The organism is Kitasatospora dryopteridis (genome assembly GCF_050749075.1).
GTDB lineage: Bacteria > Actinomycetota > Actinomycetes > Streptomycetales > Streptomycetaceae > Kitasatospora.
This window is the reverse complement of record NZ_CP192749.1, coordinates 4,895,257-4,913,857: the sequence shown is the minus strand read 5'-3', so window position 1 is coordinate 4,913,857 and position 18,601 is coordinate 4,895,257. Positions and strand designations below refer to the sequence as shown.

The 18,601-nt window shown below is 74.9% G+C and carries 12 protein-coding genes; 2 read left to right on the top strand and 10 right to left on the bottom strand.

The genetic code is table 11. The features are described from left to right. Positions 1-236: 236 nt before the first annotated feature. On the top strand, positions 237-494 hold the full coding sequence (locus ACQ614_RS22380; protein WP_363490611.1) for a mycoredoxin: 258 nt from the start codon (positions 237-239) through the stop codon (positions 492-494). 93 nt (positions 495-587) lie between these two features. Here the strand turns inward: ACQ614_RS22380 and ACQ614_RS22375 are convergent, their stop codons facing one another. The 7 genes from ACQ614_RS22375 to ACQ614_RS22345 all read right to left on the bottom strand — a co-directional run bounded on the left by ACQ614_RS22375 (position 588) and on the right by ACQ614_RS22345 (position 9,400). Next, positions 588-1,256 carry a hypothetical protein gene (locus ACQ614_RS22375; protein ID WP_431680337.1) on the bottom strand — a complete coding sequence of 223 codons (669 nt, stop codon included), beginning with the start codon at positions 1,254-1,256 and terminating at the stop codon, positions 588-590. 218 nt (positions 1,257-1,474) lie between these two features. Beyond that, positions 1,475-2,299 (bottom strand): GntR family transcriptional regulator, encoded by an 825-nt coding sequence (locus ACQ614_RS22370; RefSeq protein ID WP_363490607.1) that lies wholly within the window; start codon positions 2,297-2,299, stop codon positions 1,475-1,477. 269 nt (positions 2,300-2,568) lie between these two features. Next, the gene (nudC, locus tag ACQ614_RS22365; RefSeq protein WP_431680336.1) at positions 2,569-3,501 is read right to left on the bottom strand and encodes an NAD(+) diphosphatase; all 933 of its coding nucleotides are present in this window, start codon (positions 3,499-3,501) and stop codon (positions 2,569-2,571) included. 54 nt (positions 3,502-3,555) lie between these two features. After that, the gene (locus tag ACQ614_RS22360; RefSeq protein ID WP_431680335.1) at positions 3,556-4,956 is read right to left on the bottom strand and encodes a dipeptidase; all 1,401 of its coding nucleotides are present in this window, start codon (positions 4,954-4,956) and stop codon (positions 3,556-3,558) included. Between the two features lie 205 nt (positions 4,957-5,161). Beyond that, positions 5,162-8,002, bottom strand: coding sequence for an FtsX-like permease family protein (locus ACQ614_RS22355; protein WP_431680334.1), 2,841 nt, complete (start codon positions 8,000-8,002; stop codon positions 5,162-5,164). Then, entirely contained in the window at positions 7,999-8,766 is a 768-nt protein-coding gene (locus ACQ614_RS22350) for an ABC transporter ATP-binding protein (RefSeq protein ID WP_363490599.1), read from the bottom strand. Before ACQ614_RS22350 ends, ACQ614_RS22355 begins: the two co-directional genes overlap by 4 nt. Before the next feature lie 22 nt (positions 8,767-8,788). Then, on the bottom strand, positions 8,789-9,400 hold the full coding sequence (locus ACQ614_RS22345; RefSeq protein ID WP_431680333.1) for a PadR family transcriptional regulator: 612 nt from the start codon (positions 9,398-9,400) through the stop codon (positions 8,789-8,791). Between the two features lie 63 nt (positions 9,401-9,463). Here ACQ614_RS22345 and ACQ614_RS22340 point away from each other — a divergent pair, with 63 nt between their 5' ends. Further along, a complete protein-coding gene (locus ACQ614_RS22340) occupies positions 9,464-10,435 on the top strand; it encodes an endonuclease/exonuclease/phosphatase family protein (protein WP_431680332.1) in 972 nt (323 codons plus the stop codon). Between the two features lie 163 nt (positions 10,436-10,598). On the opposite strand, the gene ACQ614_RS22335 is transcribed toward ACQ614_RS22340, so the two are convergent. The 3 genes from ACQ614_RS22335 to ACQ614_RS22325 all read right to left on the bottom strand — a co-directional run bounded on the left by ACQ614_RS22335 (position 10,599) and on the right by ACQ614_RS22325 (position 18,579). Further along, positions 10,599-11,735 carry a PP2C family protein-serine/threonine phosphatase gene (locus ACQ614_RS22335; RefSeq protein WP_431680331.1) on the bottom strand — a complete coding sequence of 379 codons (1,137 nt, stop codon included), beginning with the start codon at positions 11,733-11,735 and terminating at the stop codon, positions 10,599-10,601. Positions 11,736-11,991: 256 nt separating this feature from the next. Further along, positions 11,992-15,201 carry a UvrD-helicase domain-containing protein gene (locus ACQ614_RS22330; RefSeq protein WP_431680330.1) on the bottom strand — a complete coding sequence of 1,070 codons (3,210 nt, stop codon included), beginning with the start codon at positions 15,199-15,201 and terminating at the stop codon, positions 11,992-11,994. 99 nt (positions 15,202-15,300) lie between these two features. Then, the gene (locus ACQ614_RS22325) at positions 15,301-18,579 is read right to left on the bottom strand and encodes an ATP-dependent helicase (protein WP_431680329.1); all 3,279 of its coding nucleotides are present in this window, start codon (positions 18,577-18,579) and stop codon (positions 15,301-15,303) included. Positions 18,580-18,601: the final 22 nt, after the last annotated feature.

The window sequence follows — 18,601 nt, the reverse complement described above, 5'->3', positions numbered from 1 at the left end:
TCTTCCTGCATGACTACCATCCTCTCAGCCCGGCGGGCGGTGCGGCCGGACGCACATCCTGGCAGTCGGCGGTGACAGCCTGCGGGTTGTCCACAGGCCGGCTGCTGCGGTACGACGATCGGCCCGCCGCCCCGCGTGTGGCGTTCCGCACGCGCCGGGCGTGCGCGGAATGCCGGGTGCACGCCGGGCGTTGGGACCCACGTCCGTACGCCCCCTCTCCGAAGGAGCACGCCGCCATGTCCGGCACCGTCACGATGTACAGCACGACCTGGTGCGGCTACTGCAACCGCCTCAAGAGCCAGCTGGAGCGCGAGGGCATCGCCTACACCGAGGTGAACATCGAGCTGGACCCGGCCTCGGCGAGCTTCGTGGAGTCGGTGAACAACGGCAACCAGACCGTGCCGACCGTGCTGGTGTCGCCGAAGAGCGGCGGCGAGGACGTCGTCATGACCAACCCGAGCCTGCGCCAGGTGCAGGCCGCGCTGGCCGGCTGACCCGGCGTCGGCCCGCAGGACCCGCGGAGGCGGGCGCACGTACGCGTGTGCCCGCCTCCCGCGCTTCCTGAAGACAGCGCTGCCCGAAAGCCGTCAGCGGTTCAGGCGCAGGCTCCAGACGGTGAGCTCGCCGTCCAGCTCCCCGTACGCGCCCCGGTCGTAGTGGGTGGCGGTGACCTTGAGCGCGGCAACCGGCGAACTGCCCTCGGCCAGGCAGACCACGTCGCCCGCGGCCACGTCGACCTCGTCGCGGGACTGCGTCAGCAGAAGGTCCTTGCAGCCCTGGGCGGTGGGCGCGCCGGTGCCCGTCCAGAGCGCCACGGTGCCCTTGACCATCATCCCGTTGCTGCCGCTCCGCGCGGCCGCGGGACGGATGAAGGACGCGCTCCCCTTGCGCGGCGGCGACTGCGTCAGGTCGATGCCTTCGAGGCCGAGCACGATCGACCCCGACCAGCGGACGCCCTCCGCGGCGGCGTTCGTGGCGGAGGCCCCGGCGGCGGGCGGCACCTGCTGGGCGCTGCCGCCGGCGGGCGGCGGCGCGACGGTCACCGTCACCTGGGCCGACGGAGAGCGGTCCGGCACCGAGGAGCCTCCGGTGAACGCGGCGACCGCGCTGGCCACCCCCGCGATGGCGCTGACCACCGCGGCGACGGCGCCCCAGAGCTTGATGTGCGACCGCGGCGGGCCCTGCGGTGCGCCCGTACCCGTCGGAGGGTCGGACGGCGGCCCCTGGGGCGGCGGAAACGACGACGGTTGCTGCACAGGATCCCCCCGACGGGTACCGGCGGCCGCCTGGCGGCGGCGGGCCTCGCTGGACGCCCGGCATGCTAGCCAATCGGAGGCCGCGCCGCGTGCCCTCCGCGTACGGCGGCCCGGCCCCGGCGGACTCCTTCCGCCGGGGCCGGCTGCGTCCGGAGGCCGCTTCCGGACGGATCTGGGGCCGGGCGCCTCGAGGGGCCCGACCGCGGGGGGCGGCCCGTTCAGGAGACCCCGGCCGGCACCCGGAGGCCGGCTCCGGCCTCCGCGGCGAGCGGGCCGAGCCCGTAGAGCAGGCGGCAGCGGTCGGCCGCGTAGCGCGTCTCGACGACCCGTACGGGGCCGCGGGCGTCGCTGGTGACCCGGGTCTGCACCAGCAGCGGCACCCCGGGGCCGACCTCGAACCAGGCGGCCTCCTCGGGGCCCGGCATCCGCGCCACCAGGCGGTCCGCCGCGGCGGACTCGCAGCGGCCGATCGCCGCCAGCACCGTCTCGTCGCCGCCGGGCACCGGTACCGGTTCCATCAGCGGCGTGCCCGCGGCGAGGCCCGCGCGGTAGTGGCTCTCCTCGATCGAGTACGGCTCGCGGTCGGTCAGCCTCAGCTGGCGACGGACGACCACGGCCTCCCCCGGCAGCATGCCGAGCAGTTCGGCGATGTCGGCCCGGGCGCGCACCACGAGCATCTCGAAGTCGCAGGTCAGCCGGCGGCCGGAGGCGACGGCCTCGTCGGCGTAGACCGCGGAGGGGGCGGCCAGGCAGTCCGCCGGGCCGGCTGCGCCGTGCGGCGGGCCGTAGGCCCGGTGGTCGAGCATCGGCTGCTGCTTGAGGTAGGTGCCCTTGCCCTGGAGGCGGACCAGCCGCCCCTCGTTGACCAGGACGTCGACCGCCAGGCGCACGGTGTTGCGGGCGACGCCGTAGTGGTGCTCCAACTCGGTCTCGACGGGCAGCTGCGCGCCGCCCTGCCACTCGCCGGACTCGATTCGGCGGCGCAGGTCGGCCGCGAGGCGCTGGTACTTGGGAGCGGGCACTCCGGCTCGGGGGATCGTCACACCGGTGAATGTAGTCAGACGGCTTCCCGCATTTCAGGAAAACCGGCCAAGAACGCGGGTCAGGAGGTTTGGAACGGGCGCGAACAGCGCATGCGGGCGCACTCAGCCGCAGGTGGGCGCTGGTACGGACGGCTCCGGTCGGGATCGGCCGAACAGCACGGCAAGAACGAAAGCGGTGCGCACGAAATCGAAGGACCGAAGCAAAAGGGGGGCGCGCAGACAATCGCCGCGCGCCCCCTTTTCCGTGATCCGAATGCCCCGCCCGGGTGCTACCAGCGGGCCGCCGCGGGCAGCGGCTCGCCGTACCAGAGCTCGACCAGGTGCCGGGCGATCGAGATCCCCGAAGGCGGCAGGATCTCACCCGCCGCCATGCCCGCCTTCAGCTCCTCGCGGGAGAACCAGCGCGCCTCGGCCAGCTCCTCGCCGTCCACGGTGATCCCGGTGCCGGCCGGGTCGGCCCTGCCGATGAAGCCCAGCATCAGGCTGGACGGGAACGGCCACGGCTGGCTCGCCACGTACTCGACCTCGGAGACCCGCACCCCGGCCTCCTCGTGCACCTCGCGGGCGACCGCCTGCTCGATCGACTCGCCGGGCTCGACGAAGCCGGCCAGGGTCGACCAGCGGCCCTCCGGCCAGATCGCCTGGCGGCCCAGCAGGCAGCGGTCCTCGCCGTCGGTGATCAGCATGATCACCGCCGGGTCGGTCCGCGGGTAGTGCTCGGCGGCGCAGGAGGTGCAGCGGCGCACGTGGCCCGCGCCGGCCTTCTCGGTGCGGTGGCCGCAGCGCGAGCAGAAGCTGTGCAGCCGGTGCCAGTGCTCGAGGGCGACCGCGTGCACCAGCAGCCCCGCGTCCCGGTCGGAGAGCGAGGCGCCGACCTCGCGCAGCCCGGCCGGGCGGGCGTCGCCGTCCAGCCGGCCCGGCAGGCTCTCGCCGGCCAGGGCGAAGTACGAGACGCCGCCCTCGTCCGTGCCCAGGTAGAAGCGGTCACCGCTGTCCGGCGCCTCGAAGGAGGGCAGCAGGACGAGCTCGGTGCCCCGCTCGGTGTCGACCACGAAGGCCTCGCCGCCGGCGATCGGCAGCACCTTGGTGGTCGGGTGGCTCCACGCCGCGGCCAGCCACGGCTCGTCGAACCGGTGGTGCGCGGCACGGTCCACCCCGGCGCGGGCCAGGGCGAGGTGCCCGGTGTCAGACGCGCTGCTCAACTCGGTCCATCCCCGTTCGAAGTCCGCAATTCCCGATTTCCCGCATCGTCGTCATCAGGCCCGCTGCCCGTCCCCGGCCAGCTCGCCCCACAGGTACGCCGAGGTCTCGACGCCCTTGCGCAGGAGGTCCAGCTCCACCTTCTCGTTGACGGAGTGCCAGCCGTCGGAGGGCACCGAGATGCCCAGGAACAGCACCGGCGCGCCCAGCACGTCCTGCAGGTCGGCGGCGGGCCCGGAGCCGCCCTCCCGGGTGAAGAGGATCTTCTGCTCGAACGCCCGGCCCATCGCCCGGACGACCGCCTGCAGCGCCGGGTGGTCCAGCGGCGTCAGGCAGGGGCGGGTCGCGCCGGGGAAGGCGATCTCGTACCGGATGCCCTCCGGCACCTGCTCGGCCACCCAGGAGCGGACGGCCTCGCGGACCTTCTCCACCTCCTGGCCGGCGACCAGCCGGAAGGACAGCTTGAGGTGCGCCTCGGACGGCACGATGGTCTTGCCGCCGGGGCCGGTGTAGCCGCCCCAGACGCCGTTGACCTCGGCCGTCGGACGGGCCCAGACCCGCTCCAGGGTGGAGTAGCCGGTCTCGCCCTGGGTGCCGTACGACTTGGCGACCCGCAGCCACTGGGCCTCGTCGAAGGGCAGTTCGGCGAAGAGCTCGCGCTCCCGCTCGGTCAGCTCGACCACGCCGTCGTAGAAGCCGGGGACGGCGACCCGGCGGTCCGCGTCGTGCAGGGCGGCGGCCAGCGAGGCCGCCACCTCCGCCGGGTTGGGGACGGCGCCGCCGAAGGACCCGGAGTGGATGTCGGTGTCCGGGCCGAAGAAGTCGATCTGGCAGTCGGCCAGGCCGCGCATGCCGGTGCAGACGGTCGGCGTGGTCTCGGACCACATACCGGTGTCCGAGATGATCACGACGTCGGCGGCGAGCCGCTCGGCCTCGCGGCGCACCAGGGCGGCGAAGTTCGGCGAACCGGACTCCTCCTCGCCCTCGACCAGCAGCTTGAGGTTGACCGCCGGCGCGGTGCGCCCGGTGGCGGCGAGGTGGGCGCGCACCCCGAGGGTGTGGAAGAAGACCTGGCCCTTGTCGTCCGCGGCGCCGCGGGCGAACAGCCGGCGCCCGACCACGGTCGGGGTGAAGGGCTCGGTCTCCCAGCCGTCCTCCTTGGCCGCGGGCTGCACGTCGTGGTGCCCGTAGACCAGGACGGTCGGCGCGGAGGCGTCCCCGGACGGCCACTCGGCGAACACCGCCGGCAGGCCGTCGGTCTCCCACACCTCGGCGACCGGGAAGCCCGTGCTGCGCAGCGCGGCGGCCAGCCACTCGGCGGAGCGGCGGACGTCGCCGGCCCGGTCCGGTTCGGCGGAGACGGAGGGGATGCTCAGCCAGTCGGAGAGGTCCTGCAGGAAGGCGGGCTCGTGCTCGTCGATGTAGGAGCGGACGACGCTGTCCGGGGTTTTCGTCATACGGACGACTTTAGTTCGCCCGGACGGGTGCGTGCCGCCCTCCGGCAGCGCGCACCCCCGTAACCTCGATCACCCCGGTGAACCTGCAGGGGGGCGCGGGGATCCACACAGTCCGGGACATCCGAATTGTGCAGTTCTCCCCCGGCCTTCGGCCGGAGGTACCCCCACGCGCCCCTGTGGGTCGGCCCGTGCTCCTGTCCGCCGGTCAGGCCGAGCGGCGGGTGAGCATCAGGCGGGAGCGGGTGAACAGCATCGCCAGCAGGACGGCCACCAGCGGGAGGCCGACCAGGGTGACGGCGAGGTCCGTCCACGGGAAGGCGATGATCGTCTCGGCGGGCCTGACCATGGTGTACGAGGAGTCGTACACGGCGGCCGCCTCCATCTTCCGCAGTGCCACGGCCGGGATCACGCCGCAGACCGTGCCGAGGACGGTGCCCATCGCGGCGATCACCCCGCACTGGAAGCCGGACAGCCTGCGCCGGATGCCTCCGGTCGCGCCGACCGCGGCCAGCGTGGCCAGGTCGCGCTGCGAGTCGGCGGCGGCGAGGCCGGTCGCGATGCCCGCGGCGCCGAGGGCGACCAGGCCGGCGAAGCCGGTCAGGGCGAGGCCGACCAGGGTCTGGTCGGAGCGGTAGCCCCGCTCGACCTGGACGCCGGCGTTGTCGTCCAGCTTGCCGACGGCGGCGGAGGCCTTCTGCTCGGCCCCGTCGGAGGGCGCCGCCGCCGGGCGCCACACGCTGCCGGCCGGCCGGGTGCTCAGTCCGAGCCGCCCGGCGGTCTCCGGGCTGACCAGTGCCTGGGCGGCGACCACCTCGGCCTTGACGACGACGGCGTCGACGGTGGTGTGGTGCACGACCGGCTTGCTGGGCCTGGCGGCGTTGATGTCCTCGGTGGTCTCCGGCTCCGCGACGGTCAGGTCGAGGGTGATCTTCCCGTCCTTGACGTACTTCGGGTCGAAGACCACCGCCTTGCCGGCGGCGAGCGCCTGCTCGGCGGCCGGGTCGTTGACGCCGAACAGGTTGCGCAGCACGGTGGCGTCACCGGCCGGGACGTAGCCGGCCACGCTGCCGTAGATCACGTCCTCGGCGCACCGCGGGTCGGTGCGGTTGATCCGGCGTATCTCGGCGCCTCCCATCGCCGCGGCGTCGACGTCGGGGTCGTTGGTCGGGCAGCGACGCTCCTTGGGGACGCCCACCTCGACCCAGCCGCAGGAGATGCGGGCGCAGTCCTTCCCGTACGCGGTGGTCATCAGGTCGGCGCGCGGGCCGAGGTCCGGGACGGACCGCTCGACGGCGGCACGCAGCGCGGACAGGTCGGCCGGATTCGCCTGCGGTCCCTGGTCGGCCGACAGCCGGACGGCGCCGGCGGGCATTTCGGCGTGGTAGTTCAGCCGCTGTTCCCGGTCGGAGCTGGTGGTGTAGATGCCGACGGCGACGGAGCCGGCGACCGCGGCCATCACGGCGGCGACCGCGGGGGCGGTGCGGCCGCGGTGGCGCACCGCGTCGCGCAGCGCGAGGCGGGGGCTGAGCGGCAGGTGGCGGCCGAGGCGGCCGAACAGGCCGACCAGCATCGGGGTGCAGGCGATCATGCCGAGCTCGGCGAGGGCCGAGCCGCCGAGCACACCGAGGGTGCGGCCGGCGTCACCGGTGAAGGTGCCGAGCAGGGCGAGCGCGGCGCCGGCGCCGACCGCCACCAGGCCGACGACGGCGAGCCGGCGGCTCGGGGGCCTGAGCGAGCCGCGGCCGGTGAGCGCCTCGACGACGTCCGTCCGGGCGGCCTGGAAGGCCGGGACGACCGCTGCCAGCAGGCCGGTGACCAGGCCGATCAGGGCGATGCAGAGGAGGTCGAGCGGCTGCAGGTCGAGGTGGCCGAAGCGCTCGCCGGCGGCCTGCTCGGCCAGCGGGCGGAGCACCGCGACCAGGACGACGGCGAGGACCACGCCGACCACGGCGCCGGCCAGGCCGAGCACCACGCCGCCGCCGAGCACCACGGCCCGGACGTGCGAGCGGTCGCCGCCGCCGGCCGCGAGCAGGCCGAGCTGGCGGCGCGAGCGGCGGGCGCCGACCGCGAAGGCGGGGCCGGCCAGCAGCACGATCTCCAGCAGGGCCATGCCGACGACGGTGCCGAGGACGACCAGGGCCACCGAGTCGATGCCCCCGCCGCCGTACCTGTCCATGTCGGCGTAGTACGGCACCGCGGAGCGGGGCGGCGGGTCCATGAGCACGGTGCGGGAGGTCAGCCCGAAGCCGTACTTGTTGAGCTCCAGGACCTTCGGCCAGTCGAGGACGGCACCCTGCGGCAGCCGGACGAGCCACTTGTCGCCGCCGTAGCGGTCCTCCTTGCTGTTGTTCGCGGCGCGCAGCGGGGCGACGAGTTCGCCGGGCCGTCCGACCAGGGTGACGGCCCTGAGCTCGCCGGGGTACTCGGCGACGGCGGTGATGGTGAACGGGGTGCTGTCCAGGCCGTGCAGCACGGTGCGGTCGCCGAGGTGCAGGCCGGACTTGTCGAGGAAGTACCGGGTGGCGGCGATCTCGTGGGGGGCGCTCGGGGTGCGGCCGTCCACGATGTTCAGCCGGCCGCGCCAGACCGGGTCGGCGAGGTCGGCCTCGGTGGTGTCGACGCCGAGCCGGCCCTCCTTGGTGGTGGCGGAGGCGCGTTCGCCCGTGGGCACCGGCACCAGCACGGTGCCGGCCGGCAGGAGTTCCCTGACGAGCACCGCGGGGTCGGTCTTGGCGCTGCGGACCTGCTCGGCGGTGGGCTGCTTGCCCTGCTCCACGGGGACGCCCCAGCCGCCCTGCTCGGCGTTGGGCGGCTGGAGCACGGTCGTGCCCCGGCCGTACGAGGTGAGCAGCGCGTCGGTCGAGCCCATCAGGCGGACGGCCTGCTCGCGGGGCTCCAGTTCGCCGCTGCGGTACATCACGTCGGCGCCGGCCACGCCGAGCACCGGGAGGGCGATCATGGCGAGGACGAGGGCGCTGCGGCCCTTGGCGCGCAGGGCGTCGCGGCGGGCTATCCGCAGTGCGACCCGCCAGGCTCGGGGGTTCACTCGCCGGGCCCCTTCACGCTGTTGGTGGCGGCGGTGACCAGCAGGCTGGCCGCGTCGTGGCTGACGCTCTGGTCGACCAGGCGGCCGTCGCGCAGGAAGACCACGCGGTCCGCCCAGGCGGCGTGCCGGGCCTCGTGGGTGACCATCATGGCGGCCGCGCCGGCGTCGCAGCGGGCGCGCAGCACCGCGAGGACGGCCTCGCCGGTGGTGGAGTCCAGGGCGCCGGTGGGCTCGTCGGCGAGGACGAGCCGGCGGTCGCCGATCAGGGCGCGGGCGATGGCGACGCGCTGCTGCTGGCCGCCGGACATGTCGTCGGGGAAGCGGTCGGCGAGCTCCGGGATGCCGAGCTCCTCCAGCGCGGCGATCGCCTCGCGGCGGGCCGCGCGGCCGGAGACGCCGTCGAGCTCGCGCGGCAGGGAGATGTTCTCGGCGGCGGTGAGCGCCGGGATGAGGTTGTAGTCCTGGAAGACGTAGCCGATGGAGCGGCGGCGGACCTGGGCCTGCTGCTTGCGGGAGAGCTCGCCGAGGACGGTGCCCTCGACCAGCACCCGGCCGGAGCTGGGGCTGTCCAGGCCGCCGGCCAGGGTCAGCAGGGTGGACTTGCCGGAGCCGGACGGGCCCATGACGGCGACCAGCTCGCCGGGGTGGACGACGAGTTCGACGCCGCGCAGGGCGTGCACCTCGGCGGCGCCCTGGCCGTGCACCCGGCTGACCTGGTCGAGGTGCAGCACGGGTGGCCGCGATTCGGTGTGGGTGGTGCTCATGCTTCCCCCTGCTGTCGGTTGATCAGATGCGGCTGCGGCGGCGCGTGCGCGCGGTGCCGGTGGCCGGTGCGGATTCGGTGGCGGGCGCGGGAGCCTGCGCGGGACGCGAGGCGTGCTGGGCGAGACGGGTCTCGCAGTGGTCGAGCCAGCGGATCTCGGCCTCGGTCTGGAAGATCAGCTGCTCGAGGACGAGCAGCCAGGCGAGGTCGCTCTGCTGCTCGGCGGCGGTCAGCGCCTGGGCCTTGAGCCGGGTGTAGTCCTGCAGTGCCTTCATGCTGTGCCGGCGCTGGGACTGCACCACCGCCTGCACGTCGACCCCGGGGACGCCGACGGCCATCGCCAGCTTGATCGCCAGCTCGTCGCGCGGCGGATTGGTCCGGGGCACCGGGGTGTCGAACCATTGGCGCAGTTCCGTGCGTCCTGCCTCGGTGACGGCGTAGAAGAGGTGGCCCTCGTCGTCCTCGCCGGCGGGCTCCACGAGCCCGTCGCGCTCCAGCCGCCCGAGGGTGGTGTAGACCTGGCCGACGTTCAGCGGCCAGGTGGCACCGGTGCGGGCCTCGAACTCGGAGCGCAGCTGGTAGCCGTACCGGGGGCCCTGGTCGAGGAGGGCGAGGAGACCATGACGGATCGACATACCGAGTATGTATACCCGGTATGCCCGGGGGCCTCAAGCCCGGCACCGGGTACGGTCGGGGATGTGACCCAGCTGCGCATCGCCACCTTCAACCTGCTGCACGGTCAACCGCTCGCCGCCGACGGCGCTCCGCTGCCCCTCCCGGCCGACCCCGCCGCCCCGCTCGGTGACGCGATCGCCGAACTTGACGCCGACGTGCTCGCCCTCCAGGAGGTCGACCGCCACCAGGAGCGCTCCGGCCTGGCCGACCAGGCCGCCGTCGCCGCCAAGGCCATGGGCGCGGCCGACTGGCGGTTCGCCGCGGCCCTGCACGGCCGGCCCGCCCCGCTCGCCGGCTGGGTGCACGACCCGACCATGACGAAACTGCAGGTCTACGGACCCGCCGAGGTCGATTCCGCCACCGACCGGCCCGCCTACGGCACCGCCCTGCTGACCCGGCTTCCGGTGCACCACTGGCGGGCCCGGCGGTTCGCCCCCGCGCCCTTCGGGCTCCCCCTGCGGGTCGCCGGGCGGCGCGGGCTGACCCCCGTCCCGGACGAGCCGCGGGCCGCGCTGGCCGCCGTGCTCGAGGGCCGGCACGGCCCGTTCACCGTGGTCGCCGCCCACCTGTCCTTCGTGCCGGGATGGAACGTGGCGCAGCTCACCGCGATCCGGCGCTGGATCGCCGACCTGCCGCAGCCCTACCTGGTGCTGGGCGACTTCAACCTGATCGGCGCGGTCCCGCGGACCGTGCTCGGCAGCGCCACCGCCCTCGACCGCAGCACCTCACGCGAACGGATCAGGGCCGCCCGGGCCGCCCGCCGCACCCGCCTCGCCCAGGACGGCGGACGGCGGCGGCGGGTGCGGGAGCCGCGCCCCCGCCTCCAGGGCTGGTACGACCTGGCCCGCACCCCCACCTACCCCTCCCACAAGCCCGCCGTCCAGTTCGACCACGTCCTGGCGGTCGGCGTCCCCCGCACCGCGGTCGGCCCCGCCGCCGCTCCCCGCACTCCCGTCTCCGACCACCGCCCCCTCCTCGTCGAGGTCGACCTCTGAAGGCAGACGGCCGGGCCGCCGTACGAACCACGGACCGGCCCTAGCGTGTCTTCAAAGGTCATGGGTGTGCCACAAGGGGCGCGGGGGGGCACCCCCAGCCGAAGGCTGGGGGTGCCCCCACGCGTCTCCGAAGTGACCACCCAAGTACCTTTGAAGACGGCTCCTAGCCGATCCGGCCGGTGCCCTTGGCGAGCATGGGGCGGCCGCCCTGGGCGGGGAGGTGGGGGCCGACCGGTTCGTACTGGAGGAGCAGCATCGCCGCGTCGTCGCCCAGCTTGTGGCCGACGTGCCGCACCACGTCCTGGTGCAGGTTCCGCAGCACCTCCACCGGGCACCCCGTGGCGCAGTGCGGCAGCCGGTCGGTGAGCGGGTAGAAGGCCCCGCCGCCGTCCCGGGCCTCGATCACGCCGTCGGTGTAGAGCAGCACCCGGTCGCCGGGCCGCAGCGGCAGCCGCTGCACCGGCGGCCGGACGTCGGCCGGGTCGAGCACGCCGAGCGGCGGCACCGGCTCGGCCGGTTCCAGCAGCGCGACCGGTTCGCCGGTGCGCAGCAGGACGGGTGCGGGGTGGCCGCAGTTGACGATCTCCGCGGTGCCGTCCGAGCGGAGCCCGATCAGCACCAGGGTGACGAACTCCTCCTCGATGCCGGGGTGGTCGTTCTCGTGCAGGGCCCGGTCGAGGCTGACGGCCAGCCAGCCGGCCACCCGGTCGAGCGAGGCCTCCTGGTGGGCGGCCTCGCGGAAGGCGCCGAGCACGGCGGCGGCGGTCTCCACGGCGGCCAGGCCCTTGCCGCGGACGTCGCCGACCACGGCCCGTACGCCGTGCCGGGTGTTGACCACCTCGTAGAGGTCGCCGCCGATGGAGGCGTGTGCGTGCGCGGCCGCGTAGTGGACGGCGGCGCGGACGCTGCCGACCCGGTCGGGGACGGGCCGCAGCAGCACCCGGCGGGCGATCTCGGCGACCAGCTGGGCCTCGGCCAGTGCGAGCTCCTGGCGGAGCCTCAGGGTGGTGGAGACCCAGCCGATGCCGGCGACCAGGGCGATGGCGAGGACGGTGGCGCTGTGCACCGACTCGCCGAGCACCTGGTTGTAGCCGGCCATCAGGAAGGCGGCCAGTTCGGTCAGTACGCCGATGAGCAGCGGGTACCAGGTGCGCCGGCTGACCACGGCGGCCAGCGCCGGGACGGCGGTGAGCGCGGGCTCGACCGTCACCTCGGTGTTGCTGAAGAAGTCAAGGGAGACCACCAGCGCCATGCCGATGAACGGCAGCGCCAGTGCGGTTCTCGGCCAGGTGCCCGTCACCTTGCCCGGGTCGGCCCCCGGGGCGGGCCCCGCGAGCCGGTCTCTGATCCATCCGGTCGCGCTCAACGTCGGTCTCTCCAGCAGAAGGTCGCCGGCGCCGGGGGCACCTGCGATGATGACGGAAAGTCAGGGGCGTGCAGCCCCCGCATGCGGCCGGAGTACGGGGTGACCGGTTACCGACCCCACAATAGGCGCGAAAAGTGCACAGTGCACAGGTTTCGCACGATCCCGTGACGGCTTGGATGCTCTGCGTGACTCATTCTTCACTATTCCCGATCAGGAGCCTGGTCAACTCTTTTCGGTCAGGAAGTCCTGCGGGTCTGACGACCCGGCCGCTGCGCACGTACAGGAACGCCGCACTGACCTGCTCCGGCCCGACGCCCATCCGCTCGGCCCAGGCCAGCCGGTAGATGGCGAGTTGCAGCGGGTCGGCGGTCTCCTCCCGGTGGGTCTTCCAGTCGACCACCTCGTAGCGCCACGGGTGCGGTGACCCTGAGCCACCGTCACGCTCCCGGTAGACCGCGTCGATCCGGCCGCGCACCACGCGCCCCGCCAGCAGCAGCTGGAACGGCGCCTCGACCCGGTACGGCACCCGGTCCCCGTACGGGCTGCGCAGGAAGGCCTCCTTGAGCCGGGCCAGGTCGCGCTCGTCCTCGATGCCGTCGTCGTCCGCGCCGGGCAGCGCGTCCGGCTCCAGGAGCAGCAGCTCCTCCGTCTCGAAGCGGGACTGCACCCAGCTGTGGAAGCGCGTGCCGCGGCGGGCCGCAGGCTGCGGCGGGCGCGGCATCGGGCGGGCCAGGTCCCGGGCGAAGCCGTCCGGGTCTGCGGCCAGCCGCATCACCTGCGAGGCGGACAGCGAGGCGGGCAGGGGCACTTCGCGCACGGAGCGCCGGGAGCGCTCCAGCTCGCCGAGCAGCGCGTCCAAATCGCGGTCCCAGGAGGCGACCAGCCGGGCGTCCTCCGGGACGAGCTCCTCCTCGGGCGCGGGCGGCGCCCCGGCGAGCCTGCGCCGCACCACCTCGGCCACCCGGCGGCGGGCGAGCTGGGCGGGCGCGTCCAGCGGCATCGGCCAGGGCGTCTCCGCGGACCGCGCCAGCGCCGGGTTCTCCGCGTCCGGCAGCGGCTCCCCGGCCCACAGCTCGACCTCGCCGTTGCCGGGCAGGCCGCAGTGCTCGCGCAGCCCGAGCAGGAAGTCGGACGGGCCGCGGCGCCGCTTCTGGCTCGGCCCCCACCAGTGCCCGGAGGCCAGCAGCAGCTCCCGCGGGCGGGTGAAGGCGACGTAGCCGAGCCGGAGCTCCTCCACCTGGGAGTGCCGGGCCATCTCCTTCTTGAACAGGCCCATGCCCTTGGCCGTCCACGGCGGATCGCCGGGCAGGGTGTCGGCGTCGCCGCGCAGCGCGTGCGGCAGCACCCGGCGGGTGCTCGTCCAGCGCTCGCGGCCCTGGCCGGACGGGAAGCCGCCCTTCACCAGGCCCGGCACCGCAACCACGTCCCACTCCAGGCCCTTGGACTTGTGCGCGGTCAGCACCTTCACCGTGTCCTCGCCGCCGGGCAGCCCGGCGTCCAGGCCCCGCTCGTACTCCTGTGCCGCCCGCAGGAAGGCCAGGAAGGCGGACAGGCCCGGGTCGCCGTCCAGGTCGGCGAAGCCCGCCGCGATGTCCAGGAAGCCGTGCAGCGTCTCCCGGCGGCGCGCGGCCAGCGCGTTCGGCGAGGCCGACAGCTCGACCTCCAGACCGGTCACCGCGAGCACCCGGTGCAGCACGTCCATCAGCGGCTCGGCCAGCGCCCGGCGCAGCTCGCGGACCTCCCGCGCCAGCCGGGCGAACCGCACCCGCGCCTCCGGCGAGAACGGCAGCTCGTCCGGCTGCTCCGCCTCCAGGAAGGTCTCCAGCGCATCGGCCAGCGACACCACCTCGGTCGGGTCGGTGCCCGCCACCGCGGCCGCCAGCGCATCGCCCTGCAACCGCTCGGTGCGCACCAGCTCGGCGGCCCGGCGGCCCAGCAGGGCGAGGTCGCGCGGACCGATCCGCCAGCGCGGACCGATCAGCAGCCGCACCAGGGCGGCATTGGCCGTCGGGTCCTGCAGCACCTCGCAGACCGCCACCAGGTCCGCCACCTCGGGCAGCTGCAGCAGGCCGCCGAGGCCCACCACCTCGACCGGCACCTCGCGGGCCACCAGCGCCGCGTGCACGTCCGGGAAGGCGGCGCCGCCGCGGCAGAGCACCGCGATCCGGCCGGGCGCCGTCCCGGTGCGGACCAGGTGCGCGATCCGGTCGGCCAGCCAGTCGATCTCCTCGGCGTGCGTCGGCAGCAGTGCGCAGCGCACGAAGCCGTCCGCCTCCGCGTCCGGCGCCGGGCGCAGCGCCTCCACCCCCTCGTGCATGGCGCGCAGGGGTGCCGCCAGCTGGTTGGCGAAGGCCAGCAGCCGACCGCCGCTGCGGCGGTTCTCGCTCAGCGCGAAGCGCGCCGCCGGGGTGCCGTCCGCCCGCGGGAAGTGCACCGGGAAGTCGTCCAGGTTCGCCACCGAGGCGCCGCGCCAGCCGTAGATCGCCTGGCACGGGTCGCCGACCGCCGTCACCGGGTGGCCGCCGCCGTCGCCGCCGTCCGCCCCGAACAGGCCGGCCAGCATCAGCCGCTGCGCCACCGAGGTGTCCTGGTACTCGTCCAGCAGCACCACCCGGTACTGCTCGCGCAGCAGCCGGCCCACCTCGGGGCGCTCCTGCGCCAGCCGCGCCGAAGCCGCTATCTGGTCGCCGAAGTCCATCAGGCCGCCGGCCTGCTTGCGCCGGCGGTAGTCCTCCACCAGGCGCAGCAGCTCCTGCCGGGCCCGGGCCGCGTTCGGCACCGCCCGCAGGTCGTCGTTGGTCAGCTTCGCCGTCGCCAGCACGTCCAGCAGGTCGCCGTCCCACGCGCGGAGCCGCTCGGGCTCCACCAGGTGCTCGGCGAGCTCGGAGTCCAGACCGATCAGGTCGGCGACCAGCGCCGAGAAGGTGCCGGTCAGCGCGGGGTACGGGCCGCGGGCCGACCGCAGCACCTTGGCCGCCAGCTGGAACCGGGTGGCGTCCGCCAGCAGCCGGACGTCCGGCTCTATCCCCAGGCGCAGGCCGTGCTCCTTCAGCAGCCGGCCGGCGAAGGCGTGGTAGGTCGAGATCTCCGGCTCGCCCAGCGACTCGGCGTCGTCGGGCTCCAGGACGCGGGCGCGGACGAGGGCCGTGCGGACGCGCTCCGCGAGCTCGCCCGCCGCCTTGTTGGTGAAGGTCAGACCCAGCACCTGCTCCGGCGCCACCGCCCCCGAACCGACCAGCCACACCACCCGGGCGGCCATCACCGTGGTCTTGCCGGAACCCGCACCGGCCACGATCACGGCAGGCTCCAACGGGGCACCGATGGCCTGCATCTGCTCGGCGTTGAACGGTATGCCGAGCAGCTCCTTCAACTGACCGGGATCGTCGAGCACGGAACGCACCCCCCAACGCTAACCGGCTCCGCCGACAGCCCGTACCAGCGCCCGGGGTGAGCACATGGGGGCGCTGGGGGTCGGCCCGCGCCCCTGAGTGCCCCTCCCCTACTCGATCAGCTGGCGGCCGTCGCGTTGGGCGGTGCAGCTGCTGCGGAAGGTGCAGCGGGTGCAGCCGTCGCCCTGGGTGGGGACGAAGCGTTCGGCGAGGACGCGGCCCGCGGCGTCGGCGAGCAGGTTCTCGATCCAGGGTTCGCCCTCGGGCGGGGCCTGCTGCTGGACCTTGGGGGCCTCCTTGTCGGTCTTGCCGGGCTCGCGGAGGTGGACGAGTTCGGCCCCGCCGGAGGCGATCCCCTCGGGGATGCCGGGCAGCCCGTCGAGGGCGCCGTTGCGGACGGCGAGCTGGTAGACGGCGAGCTGCTTGTGCTCGGGGAGGGACTTCTCGGTGGGGATCTGCTTGCCGGTCTTGAAGTCGACGACGTAGGCGCGGCCGACGGCGTCCTGCTCGATCCGGTCCATGGAGCCGCGGATGCGGACGGCGACGCCGCCGACGGTGAGGGTGAGGTCGAAGCCGTGCTCGGTGGCGACGGTGGTGCGGCCGCGTTCGAGGACGTGCCAGTGCAGGAAGCGTTCGAGGGCGGCGCGGGCCTCGGTCTTCTCCTGGTGGGACTTCCAGGGGGCGTCGAAGGCGAGGGCGTCCCAGACGGTGTCGAGGCGCTCCATGAGGACGGCGAGGTCGGCGGGGGCGCGGCCGGAGCCGACCTCGTCGGCGAGGGCGTGCAGGACGTTGCCGAAGCCCTGGGCGGAGCTGGTGGTGCCGGCGGCGCGGACGTCCTTGTCGAGGAACCACTGGAGGGCGCAGCTGTCGAGCTGTTCGAGGCCGCTGCCGGAGAGCCGGACGGGGGTGTCCGGGGAGCGCAGCGGTTCGGGGGCGGCGGTCTGGTCGAGCAGGCCCCACCAGCGGTCGGGGTGGGCGGCGGGGACGAGCGGGGCGCCGTCGTCGTCGGCGGCCGCGGCGAGCCGGCCGAGGCGTTCGGCGGCGGCGCGGCGCAGGGCGGGCGAGCGGTCGGGGTCGACGGTGACGGCGCGGAGTTCGGCGACCAGGGCGGCGACGGAGAGCGGCCGGCGCGGGCGGTGGGTGATGTCGGCGACGGTGACCTGGGGGGTGCGGGTGCGGACCTTGCCGGTGCGCGGGTCGAGTTCCTCGCGGTAGAGCTCGCGCAGGAAGCGGGAGGGTTCGTCGCCGTCCTCGGCGGGTGCCTTGACGGCGGTGACGATCAGCCGGTCCTTGGCGCGGGTGGCGGCGGTGTAGAAGAGGCGGCGTTCCTCGCCGAGGAGGGCGGCCGGGGAGAGCGGTTCGGCGAGGCCGTCGCGGCCGATCCGGTCGGCCTCCAGCAGGGAGCCGCGGCGGCGGAGGTCGGGCCAGAGGCCTTCCTGGACGCCGGCGACGACGACGAGCCGCCACTCCAGCCCCTTGGAGCGGTGGGCGGTCATCAGCCGGACGGCCTCGGGGCGGACGGTGCGCACGGTGAGGGTGTCGGCGGCGATGTCCTGGGCCTCGAGTTCGGCCAGGAAGTCGGGGGCGCTGCGGTGGCCGGCGACCTGTTCCTCGGCGCGGGCGGCGGTCTCGAAGAGGGCGCAGAGCGCGTCGAGGTCGCGGTCGGCGTTGCGGGCGGCGGCGCCGCCGCGCAGGGCCGCGCGCTCCAGGCGTTCGCGCCAGCGGCGGCTGCCGTCCCAGAGCATCCACAGGGCGTCCTCGGCGCTGCCGCCGCCGGTGAGCAGTTCGCGGACCTTGCGCAGCAGGGTGCCGAGGTCGCGGGCGCGGCGGGCGGCGGCCGGTTCCATGGCGACGAGCCGCTCGGGTTCGACGAGGGCCTCGCGGATCAGTTCCTCGGCGGGCCGGACGGCGGTCTGCCCGCCGCTGTCCCGGAGGGCGGTGCGCTCCTCCTCGCGCAGGGCGCGGCCGAGCCTGCGCAGGTCGGAGCCGTCGAGACCGCCGAGCGGGCCGGTGAGCAGGGTGTGGGCGGTGTCGGGGGTGAAGCGGTCGACCGGTTCGGCGCAGACGCGCAGGGCGAGCAGCAGCGGGGTGACGGCGGGCTCCTCGCGCAGCGGCAGGTCGTCGCCGTCGATCTCCAGCGGGACGCCGGCCGCGGACAGCGCCCGCCGGACGCCGGGGATGGAGCGGGCGCCGGCCCGGACGAGGACGGCCATCTCGCCCCAGGGCACGCCGTCCTCCAGGTGGGCGCGGCGCAGCAGGTCGGCGATCGAGTCGAGTTCGGTGCCGGGCGTGGGGTAGGTGTACACCTCGACCCGGCCGCCCTCGCGGGAGGGCCGCAGGGCACGGTGCTGGGCGAGTTTGTCGGCGGGCAGCCGGCCCATCGGCATCCGGCGGGCGAGTTCGCGGGTGGCGGCGAGCAGGACGGCGCCGGAGCGGCGGGAGACCCGCAGCACCTTGACCTCGGCGGGCCGGCCGTCGGCCTGCCGGAAGGTCTGCGGGAAGTCGAGGATGCCGTTGATGTCGGCGCCGCGGAAGGCGTAGATCGACTGGTCGGGGTCGCCGACCGCGACGAGGTCGCGGCCGCCGCCGGCGAGCCGGCGCAGCAGCCGCACCTGGGAGGGGTCGGTGTCCTGGTACTCGTCGACGAAGACCACGTCGTAGCGGGCGGCGAGCCGCATCGCGGCGTCGGGGCGTTCGGCGAGCAGCACGGCGCGGTGGACGAGTTCGGCGTAGTCGAGGACGCCGCGCAGGTCGAGGACGTCGAGGTAGTCGGCGAGGAAGTGGGCGGCGGCGGCCCAGTCGGGGCGCTGGACGCCCTCGGCGAAGCGGGCCAGTTCGGCCTCGCCGAGGCCGAGCTCCCGGCTGCGGGCGAGCACGGCGCGGACCTCGTCGGCGAAGCCGCGGGTGGTCAGGCAGGCGCGCAGGTCCAGCGGCCAGGAGATCCGGCCGGTGCCGTCCCGGGCGTCCTCGGCGCCGCCGGCGAGCAGCTCGCGGACCATGACGTCCTGCTCGGGGCCGGAGAGCAGCCGCAGCGGCTCGGCGGCCTCCTCGGGCTCCTGCTGCTCGCGGAGCAGGGCGTAGCAGAAGGAGTGGAAGGTAGTGGCCTGCGGCGCCGCCCCGGCGGCGCCGATCCGGGCGGTCATCCGGTCGCGCAGCTCCATGGCCGCCTTGCGGCTGAAGGTGAGGACGAGGATGCGCTCCGGGTCGGTGCCGTGCTCGATCCGCCGGGCGACCGCCTCGACCAGGGTGGTGGTCTTGCCGGTGCCGGGGCCGGCGAGGACCAGCAGCGGCCCGCCGGCATGCTCGGCCACCGCGCGCTGGAACTCGTCCAGGACGGGCGGGGCCGGTCGTGCGAGCGGGCTGCGCACCAGGCGAAAGGGGGAGGTCACTGCGGTCCAGGCTGGTCGTGCG

What these genes read in the sequence shown, in the direction of transcription:
- ACQ614_RS22380 (WP_363490611.1), top strand. Translation starts at nt 237, where the DNA reads ATGTCCGGCACCGTCACGATGTACAGCACGACCTGGTGCGGCTACTGC.
- ACQ614_RS22360 (WP_431680335.1), bottom strand. Translation starts at nt 4,956, where the DNA reads ATGACGAAAACCCCGGACAGCGTCGTCCGCTCCTACATCGACGAGCAC.
- ACQ614_RS22350 (WP_363490599.1), bottom strand. Translation starts at nt 8,766, where the DNA reads ATGAGCACCACCCACACCGAATCGCGGCCACCCGTGCTGCACCTCGAC.
- ACQ614_RS22345 (WP_431680333.1), bottom strand. Translation starts at nt 9,400, where the DNA reads ATGTCGATCCGTCATGGTCTCCTCGCCCTCCTCGACCAGGGCCCCCGG.